At 39.6% G+C, this 9,529-nt stretch carries 9 protein-coding genes; 3 read left to right on the top strand and 6 right to left on the bottom strand.

What is annotated here, in order from left to right; all coding sequences use genetic code 11:
* Nucleotides 1-929: ATP phosphoribosyltransferase regulatory subunit (locus tag ABXH34_RS15625; RefSeq protein WP_353572819.1), on the top strand; the 929-nt coding region annotated here is incomplete at its 5' end.
* Between the two features lie 400 nt (nt 930-1,329).
* Complete coding sequence (locus ABXH34_RS15620; protein ID WP_353572818.1) at nt 1,330-2,622, top strand: adenylosuccinate synthase; 1,293 nt, start codon at nt 1,330-1,332, stop codon at nt 2,620-2,622.
* Nucleotides 2,623-2,684: 62 nt separating this feature from the next.
* On the opposite strand, the gene ABXH34_RS15615 is transcribed toward ABXH34_RS15620, so the two are convergent.
* On the bottom strand, nt 2,685-3,923 hold the full coding sequence (locus ABXH34_RS15615) for a hypothetical protein (RefSeq protein ID WP_353572817.1): 1,239 nt from the start codon (nt 3,921-3,923) through the stop codon (nt 2,685-2,687).
* 356 nt (nt 3,924-4,279) lie between these two features.
* On the opposite strand from ABXH34_RS15615, the gene ABXH34_RS15610 reads away from it, so the two are divergent.
* Nucleotides 4,280-5,257, top strand: a complete 978-nt coding sequence (locus ABXH34_RS15610; RefSeq protein ID WP_353572816.1) for a FecCD family ABC transporter permease — start codon at nt 4,280-4,282, stop codon at nt 5,255-5,257.
* Nucleotides 5,258-5,462: 205 nt separating this feature from the next.
* Here the strand turns inward: ABXH34_RS15610 and ABXH34_RS15605 are convergent, their stop codons facing one another.
* The 5 genes from ABXH34_RS15605 to trpD all read right to left on the bottom strand — a co-directional run.
* Nucleotides 5,463-6,125, bottom strand: a complete 663-nt coding sequence (locus ABXH34_RS15605) for an energy-coupling factor ABC transporter permease (protein WP_353572815.1) — start codon at nt 6,123-6,125, stop codon at nt 5,463-5,465.
* A 2-nt stretch (nt 6,126-6,127) separates the two neighbouring features.
* Nucleotides 6,128-7,033 carry a hypothetical protein gene (locus ABXH34_RS15600; protein ID WP_353572814.1) on the bottom strand — a complete coding sequence of 302 codons (906 nt, stop codon included), beginning with the start codon at nt 7,031-7,033 and terminating at the stop codon, nt 6,128-6,130.
* A 298-nt stretch (nt 7,034-7,331) separates the two neighbouring features.
* A complete protein-coding gene (gene folK / locus ABXH34_RS15595; protein WP_353572813.1) occupies nt 7,332-7,817 on the bottom strand; it encodes a 2-amino-4-hydroxy-6-hydroxymethyldihydropteridine diphosphokinase in 486 nt (161 codons plus the stop codon).
* A 32-nt stretch (nt 7,818-7,849) separates the two neighbouring features.
* Nucleotides 7,850-8,653 carry an indole-3-glycerol phosphate synthase TrpC gene (gene trpC / locus ABXH34_RS15590; protein ID WP_353572812.1) on the bottom strand — a complete coding sequence of 268 codons (804 nt, stop codon included), beginning with the start codon at nt 8,651-8,653 and terminating at the stop codon, nt 7,850-7,852.
* Nucleotides 8,654-8,667: 14 nt separating this feature from the next.
* Nucleotides 8,668-9,529 (bottom strand): anthranilate phosphoribosyltransferase (trpD, locus tag ABXH34_RS15585; RefSeq protein ID WP_353572811.1); only part of this gene is annotated, 862 nt, incomplete at its 5' end.

Here is a 9,529-nt window from a genome sequence, read left to right as displayed (position 1 = left end):
GAGCAGATATGACCCCACAAGTGGCTCGGATTGATGCCCATCATTTAAAACGAGAAACGCCAACCCGCTTATGTTATCTCGGTGCAGTCTTGCATACACGCCCAAATAGCTTTGCAGGGTCTCGCGCCCCGATTCAAGTTGGGGCAGAATTATATGGTTACAAAGATGTTGCCAGTGATGCTGAAATCTTATCATTGATGTTGGAGACATTACGCTTTGTAGAAATCCATGATTTTCATGTTGATGTTGGCCATGTACAAATTTATCAAGCATTACGTGAAGCAGCGAATTTAAATACTGAGCAACAAACTCAACTAACCAAAGCGGTCAAGCGTAAGGCGCGAGCTGAAATCGAACAATTATTAACAGATTGGAAAGTTGATACTGGTTTGCAAACCATGCTGGTCGAATTGGTTGAATTAAATGGTAATCAACAGGTTTTAGATGAGGCTAAAAAAATATTAGCTCACGCACCTAAAACCGTACATACGGCATTGGATGATTTAAACCGCTTATGTGAACAGTTGCCTGATGAAACCTTGCATTTTGATTTAGCAGAAGCCCGTGGTTATAGCTATCATACAGGTATTGTATTCGCAGCTTATGTGGCAAAACATGGGGATGCGATTGCTAAAGGTGGGCGTTATGATAATTTAGGTAAAGCCTTTGGCAAAGATCGGCCTGCAACAGGTTTTAGCACTAACTTGGCCACTTTAGCCAGTCTTGCTGAATTCGAGCAGCCTTTTGTTAATAAATATTTTGCGCCAGCTAGCCAAGACCTTGCTCTTAAAAAAGAAGTTAAATTATTGCGCACAGCAGGACAAACCGTTGTCACAGAATTGCCAGACCAGCAAGGTGATGCAAAAGCCTTAGGTTGTACCCATGAATTCCAACTTATTGATGGGCAATGGGCTATAGTACCGTTGTAAAACAGTAATTATTCTAAATACTTAAAGTGCAAGTGTCATCATTGGCCTTAGACCGATGTTAATGCCTGCACTTAGACTTTTTACCCCTTTCTAATAACAGCTGTTGGCAATAATATCGCCGCGTTATACCCAATCATCAATAAAATCACCCTGATGTCGATACATACTGACTTTAAAACTTAGAGGAAATTAAAACTCTGTTAGTAATTATTCTGCTATTTTTATAAAACCATTTAAATAATAGTGAATTAACTATTTTAAAATCGATAAATTCCAACTTATCAATGGGCAATAGAGTATCATTCCGTTACAATGAGACACTTTGTTATACCACTCTCAATAATTATCTTCTCCCTGATAATTATTAATTGAACATTGTTAATTGAAAAGAGATTTGATTATGGGAAAAAATGTTGTAGTCATTGGTACACAATGGGGTGATGAAGGTAAAGGCAAGTTGGTAGATTTACTCACTGACCGCGTTGCTGCTGTGACTCGTTTTCAAGGTGGGCATAATGCAGGACACACATTGGTTATTGGTGATGAAAAAACCGTTTTACATTTAATCCCATCAGGTATCTTGCGTGACAATGTTCAATGCTTCATTGGTAATGGTGTGGTGTTGTCATTACAAGCATTGCAAGAAGAAATGCAGATGTTGCAAGACAAAGGCATTCCTGTTAAAGAACGCTTAAAAATCAGTGACTCATGTCCATTGTTGATGCCTTATCATATCGCTTTAGACAAAGCTCGCGAATTGGCAAAAGGTAAAGGCAAAATTGGTACAACTGGTCGTGGTATTGGTCCTGCGTATGAAGACAAAGTGGCTCGCCGTGCACTACGTACCATCGATTTATTTAATCCAGCTGGTTTAGAACAAAAATTAACGGAAGTTTTGGATTATCACAACTTTATACTGCAAAATTATTTCAAAACCGATGCGGTTGATGTACAACAAACTCTAGATGAAACATTGCGTTTGGGCGAAGAAATCAAGCCATTAATCATTGATGTACCTGAGCATTTATATCAATTAAGCCAACAAGGCCAAAGTGTTTTATTTGAAGGAGCACAAGGCACAATGTTGGATATTGACCAAGGTACTTATCCGTTTGTCACCTCGTCTAATACCGTATCAGGTGGTTGTGCAACAGGCAGTGGCATTGGCCCTTGTGACGTGGATTATGTGTTAGGCATCACCAAAGCTTATACAACTCGTGTCGGTTCTGGCCCATTCCCAACGGAATTATTTGATGAGGCTGGCGATCATTTAGCCAAAAAAGGCAATGAATTTGGTGCAACAACAGGTCGTCCACGTCGTTGTGGTTGGTTTGATGCCATTGGCTTGCGTCGTGCGAAAATGATTAACAGCTTATCAGGTGTATGTATCACTAAATTAGATGTGTTAGATGGTTTAGATACGCTTAAAATTTGTGTTGGCTACAGTTATGATGGTCAAGAATTAAAATCACCACCATCAGGCGCAGATGCGTTGGAAGGTTGTGAGCCGATTTATATTGAAATGCCCGGTTGGTCAGAATCCACTTATGGTGTAACGGATTATGATCTGTTGCCAAAAAATGCGCAAAACTATTTAGCTAAATTGGAAGAGTTGATTGAAACGCCTGTTGCGATGATTTCAACTGGTCCAGAGCGTAATCAAACGATTATGAGACAAGAAATTTTTGGGTAATTCATTTTAGTGTCATCAGGATTGGCAGTCTTTTAAAGGCTGCTAGTCCTAATAAATTGGCCTTATTGTTTGTTCTCTATTAATGTTCCTGTTTTCAAATCAATCTTATATTTTGCCTGCGGATGTGCACCAAATTGAATCTGTCGAAATATATCATTTTGCAGTGGATTATCCTTAAAATCAATCACTAACACTTGCTCTTGTTTCTCTGCTAATTGTACGATTTCTAAAAATGTCTCTTGAAATTGTTGGTGTGCCTGATAAGTTTGCCAACCACCGAATAAAAGAGGAATCGCAATTAATCCAAAAACAATCGGTCGCGCCCACAATGCGAGGGAAATTAATAACAACGTGGCAGGAATTAAATACAAACGCCCGATAAAATTGAGGTGATTGATAACATCGTGCTGATAGTATGCAAACATACCCCAATAAATAAACAGAGTCAAAAATAGTAAACCCGTAAATAGCAAACGATTTAAATAGGTTCTAAATGCGATAATAGATAAGCCAAAGCAAGTGATACCCAGCCAACCCGCTTGTGTTCGGTGCATATTTTGCCACCAAAAACTGTCCACAAATCCAACCAAACTTGGCCAGAATTTACTCACCGCAAAATCATGAATATCACCATCAGAACCCAAATCAATCATATTAAAGCGTAGTATCCAATAGCTTCCACCAACAATGATTATCATTGAAAAGAGTTTAAGCAATGATTTCAAGTCAATCTTGTGATTTAAATATAAAATAACTAAAAAGGGCAAAAAGATGAGATTGATTTCTTTGCAAAAAAAACTTAGCCCAACCGCAATACCCACCCAGAAAAAGGCCTGATAGCTTATCAGTAATAGTGCAAGGCTTAACAGAAACAAACTACTTACATCAAAAATATTGGCATACCATGTCGCAGTAATCAATCCACTGCTGGAAAATAGAAATAATAATGTAAAAACGGGGAATAAATAGGCTTTTACTTTCCAACGCTGAAAAACATGTAAAATAAATGTTAAGCAACTTAAAAGCAGAACAACATTGACTGCGCGTAATATTTGCCAAGCAAAAGGTGAAAATGTGGTTTGATCTAAAATGATGGAAGCGATAGAAACAGGAATCGGACGATATAAATTGCCTAGCGGTTGTGTCCAAATGACAACTAATTTATCCCATAAGCTATTTGATTGGCTATAGAAATAAACTAGAAAATTGCTTTCATCCCATACATCAATAATCATCAGTGGCTTGAGTAATATTAACCAACTGATTGCCACAATGGCTGGGATGATGGCACGTAAAATCATATCATTTTGAACGCTTAGGTATTTGGGAAACGATTCTGACAAAAAATGTTAATTGACGCAAGTGGTATCCTGCATTGGTTTAATGATTGGCTTGTAGTTTATTAACTCACGTTAGAACTTTTCATTTTATGTAGGGTGGAATAGCGCAGCGTTTTCCACCAAAATATATGATACGCATGGAATGGTGGAATACGGTGAGAGGTAGTTTATTAATAATAACTAACATCAAAAAAGGCTCATCTATTCCACCCTACTCTTTCAAATTTTTTTACATTTTGCGTAACATGAGTTATTAAGGTTAGTCACTTTGTACAAAAAACATACTGTGAATCTACAGTATAACAAGAGTGTTGTTCATGTTTAAAGATTTAAAACTTTGGCTCATACTCATTGCTGCTATTTTCTGTGTTTTTGGGCTTGGGCTTTGGTTTGGACAAGTTTCATTACTGGAATTATTGCCGCAGCAATCTGAAACCGCTTGGCTGATTGTGCATCAGATTAGGTTGCCGCGCTTATTATTAGGCTTATTAGTCGGTGCGACACTGGGTTTATCGGGTGCAGTGTTACAGGGATTATTACGCAATCCTCTTGCTGATCCCAGTGTGATTGGCGTATCCAGTGGTGCTGCATTTGGCGCGGTCTGCGTGTTTTATTTTGGATTTATGCACTATGGCTCATTCATGTTGCCATTGGGTGGCATGTTGGGGGCAATGCTGAGTTTAATCGTTTTATACTTTTTAGCTGGGCGCAATCCAGATGTGACAACGTTGATTTTAGCAGGAGTTGCGATTAATAGTTTTACCGCTGCCATGACTGCATTGGCTCTAAACCTCGCCCCTAATCCTTATGCAGCAATGGAAATTTTATTTTGGCTTATGGGCAGTTTGGCTGACCGTAGTTTGAGTGATTTATATTGGATTACGCCATTGATTCTGACGGGTTGGTTACTGCTACTCAATACCGCAAGAGCCTTGGATAGTTTAAGTTTAGGTGAAGAAGTCGCAACCAGTTTAGGGTTTAATATGGGCTGGATCAAAATACAGGCAATGTTAGGCACTGCATTATGTGTCGGAGCGGCCGTTGCTCTGAGTGGCAATATTGGTTTTGTTGGACTTATCATACCTCACTTGTGTCGGCCATTAGTCGCGCACCAACCTAGCCGCTTGCTTATTGTCAGTGCATTGGCAGGTGCATTGTTATTGTTGACGGCTGATTTTTTAGTACGTTTAATTTTATTAGATAGCGGTGAATTGAAGCTAGGTGTAGTCACTGCATTGTTGGGCGCACCATTCTTTTTATGGTTGATTATGCAACGCCGACCTGCTTGGAGTTAGGAGATAATGACCTAGGCGCGTTCTTATTCAACTAATAACGGATTTTTTCTCGTTCCAACGGTCTCCGTTGGAATGCAGCACAGACGCTCTGCGTCTTAAATGGATTCTATAGACAACAATTTAAAGCGAAAAATTTTTATAAGTAATTGCTCATATAGAATATTTTCAGGACTTTTGGATCTAAATGAGAACGCCCCTAGCTGATTTACTTATTATTTAAATACTTATTATCACTAAAACTACTGACCCATTCAGGGCGATAAGCGACTAATACGGTCATGACTAAACCGTTGAGAAAGGCTTCAGGAAATAACATAGCCATAATAAATAAAGGTTCATTGCCCAAACTAAGCCACGTATAAGTACCACTCAATAGCAATAATCCCATTCCTGTTAAACGGCTGGCCAGCATTGATAACGCACCGCCAAAAAAGGCCGCAATATAAATATAAATAATGAAGTGGCGCGGCATCAAAATATATTTAAGCCGATATAAGCCATAAGTGATAAAAATGGGAATCGCGCCATTGCACAATACATTAATGGAATAGGCAAACCACTCCGTTTTTCCTTCAATCGATAAACCCAATTGCGCCATGCTGACGGTGATTAGCGCGTATTGCCAGCCAAACATCAGGGTTACGCTAGTCACCATTAGTAAGTGGAATTCCATTCCCTCAGTGATACCGCCGCCTTGTCGCCAAACTAACCACAGTAAAATCCAACTGGCGAAAAAAATATGACTGTCATATGAATCAAATAAATGATGCCAAGACAGCCGCCATAATGCAGCACCCAATAACAGTGCATAAATAAAATGCCCAATCCATAACCAGCTATTGGGCAATATTTCAGAACTAAACTCCATGATTATTGACTAACTAAAGTCACGTCAGCAGTCCAGTGAATTTCCACCAGTTTGCCGCCTGATTTTGGACGACCCGTGTTAAAAATATATTCGACGGTGCGCATACTGGGATAATAACAAGTCGATTTACCGCGCCAGAAACTTTTCTCACAATCCACAATTTGGCCTTCTTGATTAAAGATTTGTGGATAAGTCATACCAATTTTCACACCACCCGGTGCAGTGACAGTTTCATCATAAATCAAGATTTTTGCAACTTTGCCTGTATGTAAATTAGGATAAACTTTAAATTTAGTCTGCCCTTTGCGAGTGACGTGCATATAACCACGGTTAGCGGTTAAATCATAACCTGAAAAGGCTTGAGCTAAGGCTTGATATTGATAAAGTGTTTCTGGAGTCACTGCTCCCAAACTTTGTGGAGACAGAATTAAAGGCTGGCTGCCATTGGACAATGCACCGATGCCTTCTGCTTGTCTATTAAAAAATAATAAAACCCCTTCCCAATCAGTCAGCATTTGTTGATCGGAAATTTGTACAAACTCACGATAAGCACCCATCCAACTGGCTTGACGGCAAGCAACGCTCACCACAGTAATTTTTGACTGAGTAATGCCTAATTGTTGCGGCTTAACTCCATAACCAATGAGAAAATAACCTTCAGCATCTTCAACTCGAGTTTGATAGCTCGCGGATTGGCAAGATTGTGCACCGCGCGCCGTGCGTAATGTTGAGACTTGGTTAGCAAAACGTATCGTATTTCCCACCCATGCTTTTGCATCTGCATCAGACAAAGAGGTATAACCAATAATTTGATAGCTGGTTGCTTTCCATGTGCCGTGTAAATCCTGTGCGGCCATTGCTAAAGGTGCGCATAAAATAAGTATTAAAAACCAGATAGACCTTTGCATTGTTATCTCCTTAATATAATGTCGATTTAAAAGCCTTATACCCAACATATTAAGTTGGAATACAGACCAGAAAGCTGTTCCTTATAAAACGCTAAAATACTTGAATATCAGACTTATGACAAGAAGTGAATCATGGAATTAAAATCAGCCAAACAGGTGTCGCCGATTTCAATAGCGAGATGAATTTGAGGCAAGCAACGCTTACCTAGCGGGTGTGAATTATAATTAGCACACTTGTAAGCTTGATTTTATAATGGAGAAATGGAAATTAAACGAAAGAGAAACCTTAGATAAAAAACTACGCCGCAATTTTTTGAATTTCATCTTGTACCAATGAAGACAATATTTCACTCAGCAATTGACCATTAGGCAAAACCAATTCAGGGTTGCATTCATATAATGGATATAAAACAAAGCTTCTTTCGTATAAACCCACATGTGGCACAGTTAAACGCGGGTGACAAATATGATGTTGACCATACAGCACAATATCTAAATCCAATGTACGTGCGCCCCAATGTTGCTGACGAATACGACCTTGCAAATTTTCCAATAGCTGTAAATTAGATAATAATTCTAATGGCGATAGGTGGGTCATCAGTTGGGCGACTGCATTAATATAGCCGGGTTGGTCAAGACCGCCTAAGGGTGCAGTACGATACAAAGAGGAGCATTTTATAACTTGAGTTTGTGGTAACGCGTGTAAACGTTGTAATGCCAATTGCACTTGCTGAATGGGATTTTGTAAATTGCTCCCTAAGCCAATGTAAACTGTTTCTGCCATAAATCAAAATAGACCAAAAGCCAATATGCTTTCTATTCGCTCAATAGATTAATCAAAGCCTCTCCCGGTTCGGGTGAAGTCATAAGAGATTCGCCGATCAGGAAAGTATGAATGTCTGCTTGTTCACGCAAAAGGGAAATATGTCTGGGGTCACTAATACCGCTTTCACTTACGATAATATGACGACGTGGAATATCCTTACCCAAATCAATTGAAGTTTGTAAATCCGTTTTAAAGGTACGTAAACTACGGTTATTAATTCCAATCATGCGGGTATTTAATAACAAAGCCCGTTCTAACTCTTCGCGATCATGTACTTCAACCAACACATCCATTTTTAAATGTTTGGCTAAACCTGCTAAATCATGCAATTGCGCATCACCTAAAGCAGCAACAATCAACAAAATACAATCTGCACCTACCACGCGTGATTCATAGACTTGATACGGATCAATCATAAAATCTTTACGTATAATCGGTAGTGTCGAGGCTTTGCGGGCACGTTGTAAATCTTTTAATGCGCCTTGGAAAAAAGGTCGGTCTGTTAAAACGGATAGACAGGCGGCACCTGCATGTTCATAACTTTCGGCAATTTCAGCAGGAGAAAAATGTTCACGCAACACACCTTTGCTTGGAGAGGCTTTTTTAATTTCTGCAATCACCGCAGGTTGTTGTAACTGTAAGCGAGTATCAATGGCTTCAATAAATCCACGCGGTGGCGGACTGTCTGCAGCACGGCGACTCAGTTCACGCAAAGAGATTTTGGCACTTTTTGCGGCAACTTCCTCAACTTTATAGTCTAAGATTTTCTTTAAAATATCGGGGACTTGGCTCATCTTAATGGTCTTGTTTAGTGAAAACTTTGAGTTAACTGGACAAGTGCATCAAGTTTTTGCTGTGCTTCTCCACTGCGTATCACATTGTGGGCTTGACGAACACCTTGTTCTAAACTACCCACTAAATTAGCGGCATAAATCGCAGCCCCTGCATTAAGTAATACAATGTCGCGTGCGGCAGAAGTTTGATTGCTCAATACTGTGCGTACCATGTCTACACTTTGTTCTACACTCTCAACTTGAATTTGGTCTAAACTGGCTCGACTTAAGCCCAGTTGTTCAGGCGAGATGGTATAAGAGGTTATTTTATCATGATGTAATTCGGTTACATAAGTCTGACTTGCAATACTAATTTCGTCTAAGCCATCTTCAGCATGAATTAATAACACATGCTCACTACCTAAACGTTGTAATACAAGGGCTAATGGCTCTAACCAATTTTTATCATACACGCCGAGTAATTGGTTAGGTGCGCCTGCAGGGTTGGTTAAAGGGCCTAATAAATTGAATAAGGTGCGTACGCCCATTTCTTTTCTTGGGGTCATTGCATGTTTCATCGCGCTGTGATGTTGCGGTGCAAACATAAAGCCAATACCAATTTGATTAACACAATCAGCCACTTGTTCTGGTGTAACCTTTAATGTAACCCCCAAAGCCTCTAAAACATCAGCACTGCCACTACTACTGGATACGGAACGATTACCATGTTTTGCCACTTTACCACCTGCAGCAGCAACTACAAATGCACTGGTGGTTGAAATATTAAACGTATGTGTCCCGTCACCACCTGTACCAACAATATCAACTAAGTATTTTTGGTTTGCTAAGGTAACGGGTGTGGCTAAATTGCGCATGACTTGTGCCGCTGCACTAATT

This window comes from Candidatus Albibeggiatoa sp. nov. BB20, from assembly GCA_016744725.1.
In the GTDB taxonomy this organism is placed as follows: domain Bacteria; phylum Pseudomonadota; class Gammaproteobacteria; order Beggiatoales; family Beggiatoaceae; genus Albibeggiatoa.
Note: the sequence above shows the minus strand (reverse complement) of the source record. Positions and strands in the feature narration are given on the sequence as shown.

Coding starts and splice junctions, on each gene's coding strand:
- ABXH34_RS15605 (WP_353572815.1), bottom strand. CDS start 6,125: ATGGAGTTTAGTTCTGAAATATTGCCCAATAGCTGGTTATGGATTGGG.
- trpC (WP_353572812.1), bottom strand. CDS start 8,653: ATGAGCCAAGTCCCCGATATTTTAAAGAAAATCTTAGACTATAAAGTT.
- folK (WP_353572813.1), bottom strand. CDS start 7,817: ATGGCAGAAACAGTTTACATTGGCTTAGGGAGCAATTTACAAAATCCC.
- ABXH34_RS15620 (WP_353572818.1), top strand. CDS start 1,330: ATGGGAAAAAATGTTGTAGTCATTGGTACACAATGGGGTGATGAAGGT.
- ABXH34_RS15615 (WP_353572817.1), bottom strand. CDS start 3,923: ATGATTTTACGTGCCATCATCCCAGCCATTGTGGCAATCAGTTGGTTA.
- ABXH34_RS15610 (WP_353572816.1), top strand. CDS start 4,280: ATGTTTAAAGATTTAAAACTTTGGCTCATACTCATTGCTGCTATTTTC.
- ABXH34_RS15600 (WP_353572814.1), bottom strand. CDS start 7,033: ATGCAAAGGTCTATCTGGTTTTTAATACTTATTTTATGCGCACCTTTA.